Source organism: Microcystis aeruginosa FD4, from assembly GCF_009792235.1.
Classification (GTDB): domain Bacteria; phylum Cyanobacteriota; class Cyanobacteriia; order Cyanobacteriales; family Microcystaceae; genus Microcystis; species Microcystis viridis.
Window position 1 is genome coordinate 1,403,238 of record NZ_CP046973.1, and the last position, 19,870, is coordinate 1,423,107.

Genomic DNA, 19,870 nt, shown 5'->3' on the forward strand with positions numbered 1-19,870 from the left:
GAATTCAATCGATTGGAAGCTTCGTTCACTGTTGCCTCTTCAAAAATTAAAATTTAATAACTCTATTGGATAAACTCCTTCTATTATCAAATCCCCCTTTGAAACGCCTAAATACTCTAATTCTTTTAAGGCAAAATAGAAATCTTGTCCGGCGGCATTTAATCCGAGAGCCTGTTTACCAGGAGTAATATAGCGGTATTCGCTTGAGTGAGATACAGACCATCGTCTTGCCTAGACTGACTTATAGCTTGTTGCAGTATACCTCATTCGACTGCATACCGCTATAGGTGTCGATAGCCTTGAATAGAGATTCCTTTTTGGGTATTAGATCAAATCTTAACTCTATTGTCTATCTTTTGATATTGAACCGTTTGTGGCTCAAGTCGCTCCCTGTATGAATTTCAGCCACTTTTAGGTTTATGATCTCTCATCGAATTTTATTTTAAATTAATTATTCGCATAACAAGTCCCGAAGAGCCATATTTAATTCCAACCACCTACTTATTACTTAGTGCTATAGTTCTACCTCCTCTGGGTTTATTGATGAAATTTTGCCTTTTTCTTGACAAATTAGTGAGATTGTGGTATGAGAGAGGTGTAAACTCGATCACCTGATCAAGGGAAAAACAAAAACTATCTTAAGGTCGCCAGAGGCTCCCGTTAAACCGCACAGGGGTCAGCGGCAGATCAATTGCCACCAAAAGCGAACCAGACCGTAGATAGTCAACTTATCTCGATCGAAGATACTGGAAAGGGTAAGTGTGGGGAGAATAGGGAAAAACCACTAGGAAAAACCTGAGTAAAATCTTAAGATACAGAGTGCCTAGTAGCCATAACGATTGCGCTCACTGTCTTTGTAAATTCTATGGCAGAGATTAACCCAGAGATCAACCTGATGCAGATAGCGACCATACTCAACCAATATCGATTTGAAATGAGAGGATATAAAGCGCAAGAATTAATCGAGCGCTGGTTGCCCACCTATTCGCTAAATTGGATTCGCATGGCGATTTTAGAGGCGCTCTATCAGGGACGTTACAAAGTCATTTCGGTGGAGGAAATTCTCAAAATTTGGCACCGTCGCGGCCATCCTACCTTTCATTTTACGGGGGAATTCGAGCGCTTGGTTTGTAAAAACTGGCTAGATTCCCAGTTAAATGACAAAAAACCAGCAGTTATCCCTAAACAGGAAAAGGTCAATATCCTTTCTCCCACCCTTGAGCAGCCTTGTCCAGAGCCACAAGCGGGAAAAACCGATAATAATCGCACAGTAGCCACGAGTAAAGATTCTTTACTCGACTTAGAAACTTCTCTTTTTGATGATCCTCGCAAAGGGATGAGCAATGTGGAGGAATTATTCTCACAGTTAACCACGGAAACGCCTAAATTCCCCGAATTAGAATCAGTGCCTAAATCGCCCAACGGTCATGGAACCAGGGAGAATTTTCCAGCTAATTTTAAACCAGTAATCGATGAGTTTATCCCTTTGTTAGACCCTTCAGAATTGTATCCCAAATTAAAAGCTGTGGCTCGCTCGCAGTATAAGTAGTTGGACAAAATTAAATTCACACTCTCAAAAGAGGGAACTCCGGAAGGGAAAATTATCGGTTCTTCGGGACTTGTTATGCGGATAATTAATTAAGAGGCTGCCTCCCACATTTGCAGAAATACCGACAATCAGCAATTATCAGTTCTTAAATTGGTACAAAAATCTGAACAATCGCCTGTAAGCATCTCGCGCTCTGGGTTTGGGGGTGGCACTTCCACACATTTCGACAGGCTCAATGTAAAAGCTCAGTGGCCGCGCCACGACCCCAAAGGGGGGTTTGGGGGGTAGAACCCCCCAAAAGCTGGGATTGAGTGATAAAATCGAAAGTAACGCCCGATTTTAGCCGAGAGTTTTCCTTTTAAAAATCCCAACTTAGTAGATTTACAAAAATGAGATGCACCCGTTTAATTTTACCCCCAAAACAATTAGAGTTTGGAGAGTTTGGCAGTAATAAAATTACCGCCTTGCCAGAATTAATTAAAGACTTAGCCTTAAAAGGAGTAGTTTTTGCCTTTGATTCTATGAATACCCCAAAAAAAACGATTGAGACAATTGTCGCTACAGGGAATCACTACCTAGCAGCAGTCCCGGGCAATCAACCAACTCTTGACGATAAGATTCAAGCTCAATTTTTAGCAATTGAAACTTTCACACAGGTGAATAAAGGACAGGTAAGAACTGAAAAGCGAAGAGTAGAAATTGCCAAAATTTTGCCGTCAATTGCTGTTGATTGGACAAATATCAGGACAATTATTAGAGTTCAAAGAGGAAGAAAACTGCGCCATAAAATAGAAAAAGAAACTTGTTATTATATTTCAGATTTAAGTGGGTGGGTGGAATTAAATATAAGATGAACGTAGGTTGGGTTGAAGCATGAAACCCAACGCCAGCATGGGTTACGAAGTGCGCCAACCCATCCTACAAATAATTGTGCCTCCCTGTGGTTATTTAGCGTGAAATAGCCCTGTAACTGATAACTGGTAACTGATAACTGAAATGACTATCTTACAAGACGAAAAACTCCTCTTTACTCCCGCAATACCCCACAGTGATGCCCTGAGAACTATTTTGGCTTTTCCTAATCAGTATTCTGTGGGTATAACCAGTTTAGGTTATCAAATTGTTTGGGCAACTTTAGCTCTGCGATCAGATATACAAGTTAGTCGTTTATTTACGGATTTTCAAGAATCTTTACCCCGTGATCCCGAATTAGTCGGCTTTTCCTTTTCCTGGGAATTGGACTATGTTAATATCCTCTCACTGTTAGAATCTTTAGAAATTCCCTGTCACAGTCATCAACGGCAAGATCGGCAAGCGATAATTTTCGGAGGTGGTCCGGTTTTAACCGCTAATCCCGAACCTTTTGCCGCTTTTTTTGATGTAATTTTATTGGGAGATGGTGAAAATTTAATTGCCGATTTTATTAATGCCTATCAAGAAGTGAGAAACGCCGATCGCCCTACAAAACTCCGTCATTTGGCCCAGGTTCCGGGGGTGTATGTTCCTAGTTTATATACCGTTAATTATGATAGTCATGAGGGCGAAATTACGGCAATTCTACCCATAGATAATAATGTTCCCGCCTTTGTTAGTAAACAAACCTATCGCAGTAATACCCTTTCAGCTTCTACGGTGGTAACAAAACAAGCGGCATGGGAGAATATTTATATGGTAGAGGTGGTGCGAAGTTGTCCAGAAATGTGCCGTTTTTGTTTGGCTAGTTATCTAACTTTACCCTTTCGTACCGCTAGTTTAGAATCTTTAATTCCTGCCATTGAAAAAGGTTTAAAAGTGACCGATCGCCTCGGTTTATTAGGTGCTTCCGTCAGTCAACATCCTGAATTTGAAACCTTACTTGATTATCTTTTTCAACCACAATTTGAGGGAGTTAGACTCTCGATCGCTTCAGTTAGAACTAATACTGTCACGGAAAAATTAGCCAGAATTTTATCCCTAAGAGACAGCAAATCAATTACTATTGCCGTAGAAAGTGGTTCCGATCGCTTGCGGGAAATTATCAACAAAAAGTTAGCCAATGATGAAATTATCCAAGCTGCCATTAATGCCAAAGCCGGCGGTTTAAAAGGTATAAAACTCTATGGTATGGTGGGAATACCGGGAGAAGAAACCGAAGATATAGCGGCGACTATGGAAATGTTAATAGCATTAAAAAAAGCTGCCTCTGGACTGCGAATTTCTTTCGGTTGCAGCACCTTTGTGCCTAAATCCCATACTCCTTTTCAGTGGTTTGGCGTTAATAAAATGGCCGAAAAAAGATTAAAATCTCTAGAGAAACAATTGGGTAAACAGGGTATAGAATTTCGACCAGAGAGTTATAATTGGTCAGTGATTCAAGCCCTATTATCTAGAGGCGATCGCCGCTTAACGTCCCTGTTAGAATTAACCCGTGGCTACGGTGATTCTTTAGGCAGTTATAAACGCGCTTTTAAGGAACTAAAAGGACAAATTCCCCCTCTAGATTATTACGTTCATCAACAATGGCGTTTAGAACAGGTTTTACCCTGGAGTCATTTACACGGTCCGTTATCCTCAAATGTTTTAATAAAACATTTAGAACAATCCCAAACAAAAAGGTAAAATATTGCTAATAAGCTAAGACGCATTTAAACTGGGTATTGTTAAGTTAGCTAAAAAAGCAGATAACCCTTACCGTTCTGGCGTTCTGGCTATTAAAAACAAATGTTACTTTTATTAAGTATAAATCTCGATTGAACCCTTAATTTAATCTTAGTTGGTCAGCCCATGAGCCAGAAAAATGAGACCGTTACCCTGCTTTTAGCCCTGCTGATTACCCTAATATTTTTTGGGGCTGGTGGTTGGTGGTTATATAATCGTTTTCAAGGAAAAAATAACCCAACCAATCTTTCTGAAATCGAGAAAATATCACCGAAGCAAAAATCGGTATCGGCACAAGCAAAATTTAGTCAAGGGAAAAACTTATTAATAGTTGAAGGGGCTTCTTCTGACAAACAAGCTGCTATACAGGCACTCGGAAAAGGAGACTTTCAGCAAGCAGTTTACCTTCTAGAAAAATCCCTGCGAGCTAATCAAAATGATCCGGAAGCTCTCATCTACTTAAATAACGCCCGTATTGGTCAAGCTAAGTCCTATACTATCGCCGTTTCCGTGCCAATTGGTAGCAATGTCAACACCGCCCTAGAAGTTTTACGAGGAGTTGCCCAATCTCAAAATCAAATCAATCAAACCGGAGGAATTAATGGCACTCCTTTAAAAGTTCTCATTGCTGATGATGCTGATCATCCCGAAATTGCCGCTCAAATTGCCCAAAAATTAGCGGCTGACAACAGCATTTTAGGAGTAGTAGGACATACTAGCAGTGATACCTCTTTAGCGGCGGCTGCTATCTATCAAAAAGCGGGATTAGTAATGATTTCCCCCATCAGTACCTCAGTTAAACTCTCCAATTTTGGTGACTATATCTTTCGTTCTGTTCCCAGTGATTTTGTGGCGGCACGAGCATTAGCTGAATCTAGCTTGCAAAAAATTCCTAACGTCAAGGCAGTGGTATTTTTTAACTCCCAAAGTAATTATAGTCAATCCCTAAAATCTGAATTTACCACCGCTTTAGGATTAGGAGGAGGTCAAGTGGTGAGTGAATTTGATCTATCTTCCCTCACTTTTACCCCTTCTAAAAGCCTCCAACAAGCTCAACAAGAGGGAGCAAATCTAATCGCCCTTCTTGGGGATAGTGGTACCCTAGATAAGGCTTTGCAGGTGGTTCAAATCAACGGTCAAAAATTACCGATTGTGGCGGGTGATGACGTTTATAGCCCCAAAACTCTGGATGTAGGCGGAAAAAATGCCCTGGGCATGATTGTCGCTGTCGCTTGGCATTTGGGTGCTAATCGGAACAGTCCTTTTGTGAATAATTCCCGCCAATTGTGGCAAGCAGACGTAAATTGGCGCACTGCTACCGCCTATGACGCTACCCAGGCTTTAATCGCTGGAATTAAGGCAGAATCTAGCCGAGAGGGAGTTCAACAGGCGTTAAGAAGTAGTAATTTTTCTGTGCCTGGGGCGACTCATCCAGTGCGATTTTTACCCTCTGGCGATCGCAATCAATCCGTGCAATTAGTGGTAGTTCAACCCGGTTCTCGTTCTAGTTTTGGGGTAGATTTTGTGCCAATTTCTCGATAAAATGACAACTAAATCAAGATGAATTATATGTTAGAAACTCCCCCTAAATATTCAGTTCTCGGTTTACCGGTTCATCTCCTCGATAACTACAGTCGTTGGTTAATTGATCGCGCCTATCAAGGTTTTGGTTCCCACGTTGTCACTCTCAATGCAGAAATGGCAATGTTAGGGGAAAATGATGCTAAAGTAGCCCAAGTTATTCGGGAAGCAGATTTAGTTATTCCCGACGGCGCCGGGATTGTTATTTACTTAAAATTAAGGGGCAAAAAACAAACCCGCTGCCCCGGTATTGAATTATCAGAATCCTTAATTACTGAGTTAGGAATGCAGGGAGAGAATTTTCCTATTGCTTTTTTTGGTGGTAAACCGGGGATTACAGAAAAAGCGGCAAGTAATTGGCAAAAAAAGATACCTAATATCCGTATTCTGGCTAACCATGGTTATCTATCCTCCGAGGAAATGTCCGATTGGATTGAGGTGTTAAAAGATCAACAGCCGCGGTTAATTTTAGTTGGTTTGGGAGTACCCCGACAAGAATATTGGATTAGGGAACATCGCAATCTCTGTCCCCAAGCTATCTGGGTAGGTGTGGGGGGTAGTTTTGATATCTGGTCCGGGACAAAAATCCGCGCCCCTCGCTTTTTCTGTGACAATAATTTAGAGTGGTTATACCGACTTTATCAGGAACCTTGGCGCTGGAAAAGAATGTTAGCTTTACCTAAATTTTTCTGGCGATCGCTTTTTTATTCCTAGTAATAGTTAGTATAAATTCTTTTCGATAAAGGCAATCACTTGCTCTAATCCTTCCCGTGTTTTCAAGTTGGTGAAGATAAAGGGTTTATCCCCGCGCATCTTTTTTGCATCTCTATCCATCACCCCTAAATCTGCCCCCACCATCGTGGCTAAATCTATTTTATTAATTACCAATAGATCCGATTTGGTGATACCCGGTCCACCTTTGCGAGGGATTTTATCTCCGGCTGCCACGTCAATCACATAGATGGTTAAATCTACTAATTCCGGGCTAAAAGTTGCCGCTAAATTGTCACCACCACTTTCCAGAAAAATTAGCTTTAAGTTAGCAAATTTTCTCTCTAACTGTTCAATGGCAACTAAGTTAATTGAGGCATCCTCGCGAATAGCTGTATGGGGACATCCTCCCGTTTCTACTCCTAAAATTCTTTCCGGAGCTAAAGCTTGTGATCGCACTAAAAATTGGGCATCTTCTTGAGTATAAATGTCATTGGTGACTACGGCGATCGGATATTGATCCCGCAAATTTTTACACAGGGCATCGAGCAGGGCTGTTTTTCCTGAACCCACCGGACCGGCAATTCCCACGCGCAAGCAAGACATAGTTTTTTCGGGAAAAAGTGAAAAGGAAAGGGTTAAAAATTTTTGGGGCTATCGGATAGAAAAAAGAGGGGTTCGCAGGGCGACACGGATTCCCATTATAATAAAATAATAACGCAAATCTGAGAATTTGTCAAGCCCTTTTGCCAATAAATTTGGGGAAATTATCGGCAAAAAGATCACCAAAAGTCAGTGATTTGGTAGCCAAAATCCGTTAACATCTGCCTAAATAGGGGCAAACTTAAACCGATAACATTACTGTGACATCCCTCTAATCTTTCCACGAATAAACCCCCCTTTCCTTCTAGGGCAAAACAGCCGGCACATTTGAGGGGTTCTTCGGTGTCAACGTAGGCAATAATTGTTTCATTGCTGATATTGGCAAAGTGAACTTTAGTAATCCCACAACGAGTCAAGGTTTGATTATTAACTCGATCGATTAAAGCATGACCTGTATAGAGTGTACCCACCTGACCGCGCATTTTTTGCCAACGATCGATCGCTTCTGATTTATCCTTGGGTTTGCCATAGACTTCCCCCGCTACTTCTAAGACGGAATCACAACCAAGAATTAATCCTGTATCAAATTGGGGGGCGATCGTTTGCGCTTTACATTGGGCTAAAGTTTGGACAAGATGAAGAGTATCATCAGCATTAATTGTCGATTCATCAAAGTTACTCACCCGCACAATCGGAGCGATTCCCACCATTTGTAATAGTTTTTTACGCGCGGGAGAAGCGGAAGCAAGAATCAAGGGAATGGACATAAGTTTTAAAGGAAAAAGTAAAAAAGTTAGGTAGGGGGGGTTAGGCAATGACAAATTATTAGACTTAATTATCAATTTATCTATTTGCCGTAACCCACCATCAGTTATCAGGTTTTTAGCTATTTCTGCTAAGAATTGGCAGGATTTTCGGGGGGTAAATAACGCTCTAAAATCTCAACCATGCGGGATTGTCTTTCTTCATTGTCAAATCGATTGTAAAAATCCGACTGAACCTCATAAAAATCTGACCTCGATCGAGTTAATTGTCCTAGCAGTTGATCAAGTCCCCGTCTGTCTTTTTCCCATTCTTTTTTAGACTCAGCAAGACTATTAGTTAACGCTTCGATCGATTTAGCGTTAGAATTAGCGCTCGCTCTAGTTTCTTTTAATCCCTGATTGGTTTCCTGTAGTCCTAATTTAATCTCCTGTAGTCCTAATTTAATCTCCTGTAGTTCTGTTAGGGTAGTTTCAGCAAGAGATTCGAGTCTATCTAGACTATTTTCTTCCGAGTTACTCATATTCATTTACCAGTTATCAGTTACCAGTTACCACTTTCTTACTGTTTACTGATTCAGTAAGTAATCTCAATTAATTGTTAGATAGTGGGACAGGCTTCTGGTTCTTTGTATGTTATCTTTAATTGTAACCGGCTGCCTAGTTGATGATAGGTGGTGCGTTACGACGGATTGTTACCTTTAAGTCAAAACAGGAATTTTTGCCGTCTAACGCACCCTACATTTTACTATTGCCTATTGCCAGTTTCCCTAACTAACCGAGAAAGAATCAACGATAGTTTCAAAGAGTTCTTGAATTTGCGTCCAACGTTTTTGGGAAGTGGAAAGATTAAAAGAATAGAGTTTATTATTATTAACCGTGACGCTGGCCAGATTATGACGTTCTTGGCCGTTGGGTAATTTAACTTGATATTCGAGGATATAATAGTCTTGACCGTCGATTTGATGGGATTCTGAGCGAATTAATTCTACTTCCTTATCGAGATTGGGGTTAAGACTGTTATTTTTCAGGAGACGATAGCCAACTTCCGAGGGAGTACCTAAATCTGTTAAGGTTTTATTGTCGGGGACGGGGTTGATAATAACGCTTAAATTTTCGCTCGTTTCGATCAGGTCATGAAAAACCACATCTACTCCCGCAACTTTTTTCACATCCACCTGCGTCCAACCCTTAGGATATAAGAATTGATAGCCTTGGCTGCCACTGGTGTATCCTTGCAGTCCAGCGATGGGAGTTGTACAACTGGTTAAGAGGAGGGTGGTAATTAGGAGGAAAGTCGCCAAAAGAGATTTAATCATGATATTTTGACCTGTGAGTAGGGCTGTTTAATTTTACCTTGAATTGTTTAGGTGAACGGATTATGAAAATTAAGAAAAAATTGACAATTATTATCGCTATAGCGACTTTTTTACTGACTATCTCTCCCCTAAGCGCTCAAACTACCCCTAACCCCGTGAAAGCTGTAGAATTTTATAATCGAGGGGTGGATCGTTTAACCGCAGGGGATTATTCAGGTGCGATCACCGATTTTACTCAAGCTCTACAATTAGAACCGAAGGATGCCGATGCTTACTATAATCGCGGCTATGCGGAATTAGTTCTCGGCCAGTACGAGCAAGCGATCGCAGATTATACCCAGGCCTTGACAATCAACCCCAATTATGTTAATGCTCTCGGTAATCGTTGTTATGTGCATTATCTGACGAAAAAATACGAGGCAGCCGTGGAAGATTGCACAAAAGCGATCGCTTTAAACGGAAATTTTGCTGATTTCTTCATTTATCGCGGTAATGCTAAGGATGACTTAGGTAAACACCTAGAAGCGATCGAGGATTACACAAAAGCTTTGAGTTTACAGGGAACTAGAGGACAGGATCGCATTTTCTATAATCGCGCCTTGGCCTATAACCGAGCCGGACAGCAGGAAATGGCTTTAAGGGACTATGATCAGAGTCTGAAAATCAATGCTAATTTTGCCGAAGCGTACCACAATCGGGGTTTGACCCATTATAAATTGGGAAACAGGGAAAAAGCGATCGCTGATTTAGAGGCAGCAGCTCGTCTAGCGTTATCTCAGGGTAAACAGGGGACTGCGGCTAAGTCTCAGTCAGCAGTGGCATTAATTCAGGGTCAAAAGCCCTAAAATAGGGAGTAGTTGTGATGTTAGCGCTAAAGAGGAGTGAAAGGGGCTAAATCGCAACTACGAGGGACTAAATTTTAGCCAGCTTGAGATGCGTAAAAAGCGACGGCTAACAGTCCACCGACAAGTGTGATCGCAGCAACACCCCAGAAAATATAATTACGTTGTTGCGATTTAGTGGGTGGAGCCGCTTGATAAACTTTCGGTTCAGCGGCGAAATTATTTAAGCGTCCACCTTCTTCGTTTGTATAAGGCATAATCAAAACCTCAAATATGACAATTTTTCAGGAAAAAAATCCTTCTGTTACAATAGTACAACATATTAGTAACCAAGTCGGGGATGTTGGAAATTCTCACGGGGATAACAATTCTTAGTCTTGGGATAACTGCTGGACTCTGCTATTTTTATTGGCGATCGCATTTCCAATGATTGAAACTGCGAAAACAAGTTTAAAAAGGCTAATCATACCAAATCCGTTTTTAATACTATGATTAACTCCCAAGTTATCGATTGTTTTTCCCTGCTCCCTGCTCCGGCGCTCCCCACTCTCCTATACCTTTTAAACAGAATTTAGTATTAGGTGTTGGGATAGGGGTAGGTGGTTGCGTTAATATTAGTTGCTGTATTTAATAACACTGGAAAAAAACTATAGATGAATTCTCCCTATGCAGATGTCTCTCCTAGTAATTGGTTATCTATCACCCAAGGACTTGTGGAAAGACATCCCCTATCTACGGATGCAATTGTTGATGTTGTTTTAACATCTTGGCAATCAATTTTTAATTCTCAGTTAGGTACAAAAGGTTTTAGAATTGGTAGGGATATCTTCCCTAAACCTCAAATTATGGGTTTTCTACTTCATGAGTTAATTCCTTTAGAACTAAAAGCAAAATATCCCGATCTCTGGAGAGGAGATATCAGTAGATCTGATAAAGATATTGTCTATATACCTGATGACTTTTTTTCAATTGAAGTCAAAACCTCCTCTGATCCTAGACATATATAGGGCAATAGAAGCTATGCTCAAAATTCTAATAACAGCAAAAAAGGTAAGTCTGGATACTATTTAGCAGTTAACTTTGAGAAATTTTCTAATACTACTAATCCTCAGATTAAACTAATTCGTTTCGGTTGGATTGATTCTGGGGATTGGATTGGGCAAAAGGCAGCTACAGGTCAACAATCGCGTCTTTCCTCTGACGTAGAAAATTATAAATTACTCCAATTGCATCGAAAAATCTAGAATAATGATTCTTGAATATAAGTATTGCTTCTTTCTTTTTTAAATCTTTTAAATCTCTCTGCAGCTATCTCGCAATAGTCTTGTCGAATTTCAAACCCCACAAAAATTCTTCCTAATCCCAAGGCCGCTATTCCCGTGGAACAAGACCCAGCAAAGGGATCAAGAATTATTTCTACGGGATTAGATGAAGCTTGTATAATTCTCTCGACAATTGCTAAAGGAAATTGTGCGGGATGTCCGGTTCTTTCCTTAGAACTACGCTTTTCTCCTGTAGTGACTTTAGGAACTTCCCACACATCAGAAGGATTTTTACCGAGGGGATTACAACGATATTTACCATTTTTCTTTTGATTGGGATACTTAACGTTAGGGTCACGAATATTATCTAAGTTAAAAGTATATTCTTGGCAATTTTTGAGATAAAAAAGCCATTTTTCATTGCGAGGACTAAGACGATTTTTTGTAGAAACACCTGCCCCATATTTCCAGACAATTTCTTGTAAAAGATAAAAGGGAGACTTATCCCAAAGAAGATAGGGAATCGGAACACATAATCCCTTTTCTGGTACTTCTAAATAACCAACATTTAGCCAAAAAGCACCGTTATCTTGAGTAATCTGATAAATTTGACGCAGCCAATTAGCACACCAATCAACATAGTCATTGATTGAAAGAACTCGTTCATATTCTTTGCCAATATTATAAGGTGGTGATGTAACAGTGAGGTCAATTTTTATGTCACTATGAGATAGTTTAGACAAAAAGTCTGTGGCATCTCCTTGATAAAGAATAAAGCCGTTGTCCGAGTAAAAAGGTTGACCAAGATGACTAACCAGAATTTCTTTAAGAGAATTAAATTTGTTGGCTCTATCTTTTTCTAACTCTGGAGAAAATGGCTGTAGTAAGGAGGAAGGAGCAATCTGAGTTGATTGATGATCAACAATTCCCTCTGCTAGATAAGAGTTTTGTTCCTTGCTGGCAATTGGACGAGACTCATCTTCCCTAGACGATAGTTTTTTTTGTTTCCCCTGGGACTCTACAACCATAATTTCAAAGGACAGGTAAGTATTTTGATAGTTTCAATTATGCCCTTATTTTACCAATATATCACTGGAGTTGTGCTTAATTTAATAACTTTTGTAATCATTCTCCTTCCCTTACCCTGGATGGGGAGGTAGAACCCCACCAAGAGTTAAAGATTGACTGATAAAGCAGCGAGTTTTCCTTGAAAAATCTCAACTGAGTAGATTGATAATTAGGAGATGCACACGAAAATTATCCCTAAAATGGTGGTAAATAACCCAGGGCATTTTTGACTCGATCGAGAGTTTGATTGGCTACCGCTGCTGCTTTGAGACGACCTAGCCGCAAAACCGTGGCTAAATAATCTTTATCCTCTCTAATTTGGGCGTATTTTTCCTGAATAGGTTTCAGTGCTATCGCTGATCTTGTAGCTACGAGTTCCCCGTTAGAGTCTAACAGATCCGTTAATCAGGGATTGCTTAGAATGGTCTAGGCGCTGGTTGGTCAACATAGGTATTGTGGGAATAGCCCTATGAGTGTTAACGGTGATTATAATCCTAGAGAGGATTCTTTTTTTCCTATCACTGCATAGAAGGGATCAGCGACCATAATTCCTAACATTTGTAGGAAACTGGGGGTAGTAGCAGGACGAACGATCGCCTGTACTTCCCTAAATCCCGCCACCGATTTAAAATAGGATTTCACTAACGCCACCCGGCCTAAATCGCTATTATCGCGCCAAGCAGCGATCGCTTTTTGATAAAACATTCGATTGGAAAAACTGACCACCACCAGACCATTAGGCCTTAAAATGCGATACAGTTCCGCAAAAATCGCCTCTGGATACTGCAAATACTGCACCGACACCGTGATTAACACCGCGTCAAAAGAACTGTCCTCTAGGGGCAATTTTGGCTGGGCATTGAGGTCTTGGACAAAATAACTATGCAAGCGGGGATTTTTGGCTAACTCCTCCCCATTCATCCCGTGACCTTCGATCTGCTCAAATTCCATCTCCTCCGGTAAATGGGACACCCAGCTGCTCATTAGGTCTAAAATGCGCGTATTCGGCGATAATATCTCTCGGTAGAGAGCGGTTAATCGATCGATAAAACCCTGATCCACGTGGGTGACAAAGCGGGGAAAAGCATAAAAATCGCTGTCTTTGGTCGGATCGAGTTTAGTTCTTTCTTCGGGTCGGAGCATTTTTGTCAAGTTAATTTTACTATTCTTAACAGAGCATCGCAGACAGAAAAAAGGGTTAACCGAACTGGTCAACCCCTAGGCTTGGGAACGCGCTGTAAATCTTAGCTTTGAACGACTAGCTTAACGTTAGCGTTTTGCAGACCGCGCTGTTTCACTTCGGATAGGGTTTTGTTCACAGCGTATTTTTGGTTGATCGAGTTGATCAATTCGGTTTGATTGTGTTTTTTGGCTACACCCCAGAGGTCAGCGATTAAATCGAAACTGCCGTCGGTATTGCGGGACCAACCGAGATCATATTCGCCATCGAGAACAGCAACGATGTCGGAGCGAACCCGTTGACCGTTGTAACCACGAACATCAGCTTCGGTTTTAACGCTAATGCCGAGGTCGCGGAGAGAAGCTTTGAGGATTTCGGCATCGGTGATTTTGGTCCGGAGAGTGCTGAAATGAGACATTGGAATTTCCTCTTTGTAGATTAAGAATTAACAACAACAGATTGAGAGTTAAAGAGTGCCGCCAAGCGGCTTTTCGAGGCATTGCTAGTCCCTGAGAACTAGCCTTTCATCCCGTTGGGACCGGGCGAAAGTCTGTTAGAACTCCAATCGCTGGTACTCAGCGACGGAGGCCGAAGCAGGTCGGGCGCGTTGTCTGGCCCAATCACGCAGGGCAGTTACCTGTTCGGTCATGGTGCGAGATAGGGGCAGAGTCGCCTTAATCGCCGCAATAATGTCTAATTGCGTGAATTCGCGTTCTTGGGCGAAGGCCTCATACATGGCGGCAATCAGCGCCTGTTCTATTTCCGCACCGGAAAACCCATCGGATACCTTGGCTAACTGCTCCAAATCGAAGCGAGAAATGTCGGAGCGTCGTTTAGTCAGGTGAATATTAAAGATATCTTGTCTTTCTTCGGAATTGGGCAAATCGACAAAGAAGATTTCATCGAAGCGCCCCTTGCGGAGAAATTCCCCCGGTAGCCGTTCAATCCGGTTAGCTGTGGCCATGACGAAGACGGGCGAGGTTTTTTCCTGCATCCAAGTCAGGAAGGAGCCGAAGATGCGGCTAGAGGTTCCCCCATCGGAATCGGCGGATCCTGTGCCACCGGCAAAAGCTTTATCTAATTCATCGATGAAAAGAATGGCCGGAGAGATGGATTCGGCAGTTTTTAGGGCATTACGCAGGTTGGCCTCGGACCGTCCCACCATGGAACCATCATAAACCCGTCCCATATCTAAGCGCAGGAGCGGTAAACCCCAGAGGCGCGAGGTGGTTTTAGCGATTAAGGACTTACCACAGCCCGGTACTCCTAAGATTAGCATCCCTTTCGGTTGGGGGAGTCCGTAACCTCTGGCTCTTTCTGTAAAGGCGTTTGAGCGCTGTTTTAACCATTTTTTTAGTTCTTCCAGACCGCCGACGGCATTGATGGTCTCGTCTTCTTCAACGTATTCTAAAATTCCGTTGCGGCGAATTAGTTGTTTTTTCTCGGAAAGGACGATTTCTACCTCATCTTCCGTCAATTTGTTCGCTTTGACGTAGGCTTTGCGGTAAACTTTTTCGGCTTCATCTTTGGTTAAGCCCAAGGCCGCTTTCAGGAGTTTTTCCCGGACCTCTGTGGTGGTACGACGATTTTTATTTTTGCTCAGGTGTTGGGAAAGAACTTCGTCTAATTCTCCCATGTCCGGCAGGGGAAAATCTAGAACTACCACGTCTTTCTCTAGTTCTATGGGGACTTCTTGCAGGGGAGACATTAAAATAATGATTTTCTCAGTTCCTTTAAAGCTGGCGATCGCATCTCTTAACCAGCGAGTGACAGGAGCAGAAGTGATGAACGGATGCAGGTCTTTGAAGATGTAGATGCCCGCTTCCCGTTGACGCACTACCCATTCGATCGCCGCTTCTGGCGACACGGTATTATGTTGACTGGTTTGGCGCGGTTGACCCTGTTCGATCATGCCGTGGGTGACAGTCCAGACAAACACCCGTCGATGTTGTGTATTTAGTTGGGCTATTTTGCTGATGGCTTCTTCCGCCCTTTCCTCCTCGGAGGTGACGAGGTAAATCAGGGGGTACTGAGCCTTGACGAGAATTTCTAGCTCTTCTTTCATAACATCGACCCTATTTGTGGTAACGGTTTTGACCTTGGGCGGCTGATGGCTGTAGATGCCTTGTTCGGCTACTGAGAGTTTAGCAGGGAACTAAGGCTGCTTCTCCCTCCGCGGTTGCTTGGACCCCAACGGTTTCGGGAACTTCGAGCGGGAACTCATCGCCGACTATTGCGGGCTGGCGTTTGATCGACCTTAGCCGATCTTCTTTCATTACTAATGCGGCATCACACTCGGGACAGACATGAACCTGATAGGTTTTGCCGTAGGCGGCGGCTTCGATTTCTTCTACCTTTTCGGGGTATTTCAGGTAAAAAGCGATCGCTTTCTCCACCAGCCCTGACATCGATTCTTCATCGATTGCGGCTCTTATTTTTAGTTGACGATGGACTCCAGGGGGAAGGTACAGTGTGACTTTTTGCTTGTCTTGCATATCACTAAATTGGTTTACCCGGGTATGTGTCTCTACTATAACCACTGTCTTTCCCTACTGTCAAGATGGTAAGCTGTTATAACGGCATAATTGTAATATTTCTTTACAATTGTTGGGGGAGTGGGGGAGAAGGAGAGAGGGGAGAAGGGAGCTTACAGGTGTAGGTTTATTACAAAGAGGTGAGTAGTCACACACTCTTGGTGAGAAAATCAAGCTAGAGATTTAGAGGAGCATAGCGAAAGACAATGCTAAACAACAAATATCTCAAGCAGTGGTCGTGCATAGCTTCAGAGCATCTACCTCATTTGTCAATACCGCAAGCTATCGGATTGGCGGCGTTGCTGAATCAAGGTATGAATGCCAACTGTGCAGGTTCCCGTGCAAAAGTTAGTTTGGCTCTAGGTTTTAAAAATACCAGAAAAGAAGATTCATATCTCAAATCAGCAAATCAGCAACGCCTAATTTATAATTCTCACTGATAACTGTTTACTGTTTACTGATCACTGAAAAGTCCCCCCTAATTTGCAGAAATAAACAATGGCCCGGGCAACGGAATTAGATCGCAAAATGATGCAAAGATGTCTAACCCTTGCTAGGCAAGGCTTGGGGCGGACTTCTCCTAATCCTTTGGTTGGTTCTGTGATCGTTCAAGAGGGTATAATTATCGGCGAAGGGTTTCACCCGGGGGCCGGACAACCCCATGCAGAAGTTTTCGCCCTGAGACAGGCAGCAGAAAAAGCGCGTGGTGCCACTTTATACGTCAATCTTGAACCCTGTAACCACTATGGACGTACTCCCCCCTGTAGCGAGGCAATTGTGCAAGCAGGCATTAAAAAAGTGGTGGTAGGGATGATCGATCCTAATCCATTGGTGGCGGGGAAAGGCATTGAAAGATTAGAATCGGCAGGCATCGAGACGCTGGTGGGAGTGGAGGAGTCCGAATGTCGTCAACTCAATCAGGGTTTTATCCATCGCATCACCGCTAAAAAACCCTTCGGTATCCTCAAATATGCCATGACTCTCGATGGCAAAATTGCCGCTACTAGCGGTCATAGCACTTGGATTACTAGCCCCGCTTCTCGCCAAATAGTCCATCAACTGCGATCAGCCTGTGATGCGATTATCGTCGGCGGTAGCACCGTCCGTCAAGATAATCCCCACCTAACCACTCACGGCCTCTCCGATCATAATCCCCTGCGCGTAGTCATGACTCGATCGCTCGATTTACCCCCCTCCGCCCATCTTTGGGATACCAGTCAATTTCCCACGCTTGTCTATACACAAATTGATTCTAATGTCAAGCTTAAGCAACAATTATTAACAAAAGGCGTGGAAGTGATCGAACTAACCGCGGTGACACCCACTTTAGTGATGGAAAATCTTTATCAGAGGGGATTTTGTCAGGTTTTGTGGGAGTGCGGCGGCGGTTTAAGTGCAGCAGCGATCGCTGAGGGCATGGTACAAAAAATTATCGCTTTTATTGCGCCCAAAATCATCGGGGGAATTAATGCACCTACTGCCGTGGGTGATTTAGGTTTCCAGTTAATGAGCCAAGCTTTACAGTTAGAAAATATCACGGTTAATTATCTCAATCCCGATATTTTGATTGAGGGATATCTGCAAAGTGAAAACTAGAGCTACTGCAATTCTGGCTCAATCGCCTTGCAAAAGTCAAAAAGTGCTAAATAACCCCGATAATCTGGCAATTACCCCTGATTTTTGCGATCGAGTTCTAGAAATCGCCCCGCTGCCGTCAACTCCGTTTATCGGTACGGTTATCCCCCTAGAAGAAGTCGGGCAATCGCTCTGTGATCAATAGTGCCATCATCGAGCAGAATAAAAAAGTTAGAATAGTCAAGCCCTTAGTGATTGAACGTATGACGGTACTAGAAAAAGGTAATATCACGATTCATACCGAGAATATCTTCCCTATTATCAAAAAATCTCTCTACACTGACCATGAAATTTTTCTGCGGGAATTGATATCTAATAGTGTGGATGCTATCTCGAAATTAAAAATGGCTTCCTTAGCAGGAGAAGCGAGAGGAGAAGTCCCCGAACCAGAAATTAATCTCGCCATCGATAAAGAAAATCGTACCCTATCAATTACCGATAATGGTATCGGGATGACGGGGGAAGAAATCAAGAAATATATTAACCAAGTTGCCTTTTCCAGTGCGGAAGAATTTATCACTAAATACCAAAAATCAGCCAAGGATTTAATCGGTCATTTTGGCCTAGGTTTTTATTCGGCATTTATGGTGGCTAAAAAGGTAGAAATTGATACTCTTTCTTATCAGGAAGGTGCTACCCCTGTCCATTGGTGCTGTGATGGTTCTCCCGAGTTTGAATTAACCGATTCTTCCCGCAGCCAAATCGGCACGACTATCACCCTAACTTTAATGGATGAGGAAGGGGAATATTTAGAACCTGCCCGCATTCGCCAGTTAGTCAAAACCTACTCAGATTTTATGCCCGTTCCCATTAAAATTGATGGGGAAGTGATTAATCAACAACGGGCTTTATGGAAAGAATCTTCTCAAAATCTGACTAAAGAAGACTACCTAGAATTCTATCGTTATCTTTACCCTTTCCAAGAAGAACCTTTACTCTGGGTACATCTGAATACCGATTATCCTTTCTTGCTCAATGGCATTCTTTATTTTCCCAAACTCAGACCGGATGTAGATGTCTCAAAAGGACAATTAAAGTTATTCTGTAATCAGGTTTTTGTCAGCGATCACTGTGAGGAGATTATCCCCGATTTCCTGATCCCCTTGCGAGGAGTTATCGATAGTCCAGATATTCCTTTAAATGTGTCTCGAAGTGCTTTAACCAAAGATCGCACCGTTCGCCGTATTGCCGATTTTATTGCCAAAAAAATTGCTGATCGCCTCAAATCTCTCTACAACGAAGACGCAAAAGAATATATTCGTTGTTGGGAAGATGTGGGAACTTTTATTAAATTTGGTTCCTTAAAAGAGGATAAATTTAAACAGCAGGTAGAAGATATTTTAATCTATCGCACTACCTACAAAACCCCAGAAACTTCGGTACAAGTGGAAGTGCAAACCGCCGAAGGTGACACATGGCAAGAAACAACGGCAAAAACTCCCCTAGAAGCGATCGAACAGGAAGGTTATACTACTCTCAAAGCCTACCTAGAACGCCATAAAGAACGCCACGAAAATCGAGTTTTTTACTGTACCGATCCTCGTAGCCAATCCACCTACGTTGAACTCTACAAAAATCAAGGGCTAGAAATCCTTTTCTTTGATTCTTTCATCGATACTAATTACTTTATTCCTTTCCTAGAAAGAGAATACTCCGATGTGAAATTCACCCGGGTTGATTCTGAATTAGACTCGACGCTGCTCGAACAGGATCAAGCTAGTGAAATTATCGATCCCGGTAGTAATAAAACCCGGGCTGAATTAATCAAAGAAATCTTCGCCAAAGCTCTCGATAATTCCCGCATCAATATCAAAACTGAAGCCTTGAAATCTGATGATCCCCAAGGTACTCCCCCGGCAATTGTCTTACTTCCAGAAGCGATGCGACGCTTACAGGAAATGACGGCAATGATGCAACAAAAAGCCATGGCTTTCCCCGAAGAACATATTCTGATGATTAATACTAATCATCCCTTAATTCAACAGATTGTCCAGATTAGTCAGGGAAGTATTGTTACCGGTAGTGGCGAATCTCCATCGGCGCAATTAGCGAAAATGCTCTGTCAGCACGTTTATGATTTAGCTTTAATCGCTCAAAAAGGATTTGATGCCGAGGGAATGCAAGCTTTTGTGGAACGTTCCAATCGCGTTCTGACTAAGCTAACCGAAAAGATTTAATCTATTGCCAA

The 19,870-nt window shown here is 42.3% G+C and carries 19 protein-coding genes and 2 pseudogenes; 10 read left to right on the forward strand and 11 right to left on the reverse strand.

The features are described from left to right. Nucleotides 1-865: 865 nt before the first annotated feature. The 5 genes from GQR42_RS07175 to GQR42_RS07195 all read left to right on the forward strand — a co-directional run bounded on the left by GQR42_RS07175 (nt 866) and on the right by GQR42_RS07195 (nt 6,481). Complete coding sequence (locus tag GQR42_RS07175; protein ID WP_158199441.1) at nt 866-1,549, forward strand: hypothetical protein; 684 nt, start codon at nt 866-868, stop codon at nt 1,547-1,549. Between the two features lie 464 nt (nt 1,550-2,013). Beyond that, complete coding sequence (locus GQR42_RS07180) at nt 2,014-2,403, forward strand: ISAs1 family transposase (RefSeq protein ID WP_233271306.1); 390 nt, start codon at nt 2,014-2,016, stop codon at nt 2,401-2,403. 142 nt (nt 2,404-2,545) lie between these two features. Next, nucleotides 2,546-4,147 (forward strand): B12-binding domain-containing radical SAM protein, encoded by a 1,602-nt coding sequence (locus tag GQR42_RS07185; protein WP_158199442.1) that lies wholly within the window; start codon nt 2,546-2,548, stop codon nt 4,145-4,147. A 165-nt stretch (nt 4,148-4,312) separates the two neighbouring features. Further along, entirely contained in the window at nt 4,313-5,728 is a 1,416-nt protein-coding gene (locus tag GQR42_RS07190; protein WP_158199443.1) for an ABC transporter substrate-binding protein, read from the forward strand. A 27-nt stretch (nt 5,729-5,755) separates the two neighbouring features. Beyond that, nucleotides 5,756-6,481, forward strand: coding sequence for a WecB/TagA/CpsF family glycosyltransferase (locus GQR42_RS07195; protein WP_158199444.1), 726 nt, complete (start codon nt 5,756-5,758; stop codon nt 6,479-6,481). Between the two features lie 6 nt (nt 6,482-6,487). Here the strand turns inward: GQR42_RS07195 and ureG are convergent, their stop codons facing one another. From ureG to psbP, 4 genes are all read right to left on the reverse strand, one after another. Beyond that, complete coding sequence (ureG, locus tag GQR42_RS07200) at nt 6,488-7,084, reverse strand: urease accessory protein UreG (protein WP_158199445.1); 597 nt, start codon at nt 7,082-7,084, stop codon at nt 6,488-6,490. Between the two features lie 176 nt (nt 7,085-7,260). After that, complete coding sequence (locus GQR42_RS07205) at nt 7,261-7,848, reverse strand: Maf family protein (RefSeq protein WP_158199446.1); 588 nt, start codon at nt 7,846-7,848, stop codon at nt 7,261-7,263. Nucleotides 7,849-7,976: 128 nt separating this feature from the next. Continuing rightward, nucleotides 7,977-8,366 carry a hypothetical protein gene (locus tag GQR42_RS07210; RefSeq protein WP_158199447.1) on the reverse strand — a complete coding sequence of 130 codons (390 nt, stop codon included), beginning with the start codon at nt 8,364-8,366 and terminating at the stop codon, nt 7,977-7,979. A 246-nt stretch (nt 8,367-8,612) separates the two neighbouring features. After that, the gene (gene psbP / locus GQR42_RS07215) at nt 8,613-9,161 is read right to left on the reverse strand and encodes a photosystem II reaction center PsbP (RefSeq protein ID WP_158199448.1); all 549 of its coding nucleotides are present in this window, start codon (nt 9,159-9,161) and stop codon (nt 8,613-8,615) included. 62 nt (nt 9,162-9,223) lie between these two features. On the opposite strand from psbP, the gene GQR42_RS07220 reads away from it, so the two are divergent. Next, nucleotides 9,224-10,006 (forward strand): tetratricopeptide repeat protein, encoded by a 783-nt coding sequence (locus GQR42_RS07220; protein ID WP_158199449.1) that lies wholly within the window; start codon nt 9,224-9,226, stop codon nt 10,004-10,006. A gap of 74 nt (nt 10,007-10,080) precedes the next feature. On the opposite strand, the gene psb34 is transcribed toward GQR42_RS07220, so the two are convergent. Beyond that, entirely contained in the window at nt 10,081-10,260 is a 180-nt protein-coding gene (gene psb34, locus GQR42_RS07225; RefSeq protein ID WP_158199450.1) for a photosystem II assembly protein Psb34, read from the reverse strand. A 396-nt stretch (nt 10,261-10,656) separates the two neighbouring features. Between psb34 and GQR42_RS07230 the strand changes: the two are divergent. Beyond that, a pseudogene (locus tag GQR42_RS07230) lies at nt 10,657-11,247 on the forward strand (ScaI family restriction endonuclease). Here the strand turns inward: GQR42_RS07230 and GQR42_RS07235 are convergent. From GQR42_RS07235 to GQR42_RS07260, 6 genes and pseudogenes are all read right to left on the reverse strand, one after another. Then, nucleotides 11,244-12,293: a DNA-methyltransferase gene (locus tag GQR42_RS07235; RefSeq protein WP_158199451.1), complete on the reverse strand. Its 1,050-nt coding sequence runs from the start codon at nt 12,291-12,293 to the stop codon at nt 11,244-11,246. The pseudogene GQR42_RS07230 and the gene GQR42_RS07235 overlap by 4 nt on opposite strands. Nucleotides 12,294-12,528: 235 nt before the next feature. Beyond that, nucleotides 12,529-12,684: pseudogene (locus GQR42_RS28445) on the reverse strand (tryptophan--tRNA ligase); the annotation flags it as partial. A gap of 135 nt (nt 12,685-12,819) precedes the next feature. After that, nucleotides 12,820-13,476 carry a class I SAM-dependent methyltransferase gene (locus GQR42_RS07245; RefSeq protein WP_158199452.1) on the reverse strand — a complete coding sequence of 219 codons (657 nt, stop codon included), beginning with the start codon at nt 13,474-13,476 and terminating at the stop codon, nt 12,820-12,822. A gap of 101 nt (nt 13,477-13,577) precedes the next feature. Continuing rightward, entirely contained in the window at nt 13,578-13,931 is a 354-nt protein-coding gene (locus GQR42_RS07250; RefSeq protein ID WP_002731874.1) for a DUF1257 domain-containing protein, read from the reverse strand. Nucleotides 13,932-14,066: 135 nt separating this feature from the next. Beyond that, nucleotides 14,067-15,578, reverse strand: a complete 1,512-nt coding sequence (gene ycf46, locus GQR42_RS07255; protein WP_158199453.1) for a stress-responsive protein Ycf46 — start codon at nt 15,576-15,578, stop codon at nt 14,067-14,069. 79 nt (nt 15,579-15,657) lie between these two features. Then, on the reverse strand, nt 15,658-16,008 hold the full coding sequence (locus tag GQR42_RS07260) for a hypothetical protein (RefSeq protein ID WP_158202418.1): 351 nt from the start codon (nt 16,006-16,008) through the stop codon (nt 15,658-15,660). 537 nt (nt 16,009-16,545) lie between these two features. Here GQR42_RS07260 and ribD point away from each other — a divergent pair. From ribD to htpG, 3 genes are read left to right on the forward strand one after another with little or no spacing between them, the layout of a single operon-like run. Next, nucleotides 16,546-17,643: a bifunctional diaminohydroxyphosphoribosylaminopyrimidine deaminase/5-amino-6-(5-phosphoribosylamino)uracil reductase RibD gene (ribD, locus tag GQR42_RS07265; protein WP_158199454.1), complete on the forward strand. Its 1,098-nt coding sequence runs from the start codon at nt 16,546-16,548 to the stop codon at nt 17,641-17,643. Next, nucleotides 17,633-17,827 carry a hypothetical protein gene (locus GQR42_RS07270; RefSeq protein ID WP_158199455.1) on the forward strand — a complete coding sequence of 65 codons (195 nt, stop codon included), beginning with the start codon at nt 17,633-17,635 and terminating at the stop codon, nt 17,825-17,827. Before ribD ends, GQR42_RS07270 begins: the two co-directional genes overlap by 11 nt. 58 nt (nt 17,828-17,885) lie before the next feature. Next, nucleotides 17,886-19,859, forward strand: a complete 1,974-nt coding sequence (htpG, locus tag GQR42_RS07275; protein ID WP_158202419.1) for a molecular chaperone HtpG — start codon at nt 17,886-17,888, stop codon at nt 19,857-19,859. The last annotated feature ends 11 nt before the right edge of the window (nt 19,860-19,870 follow it).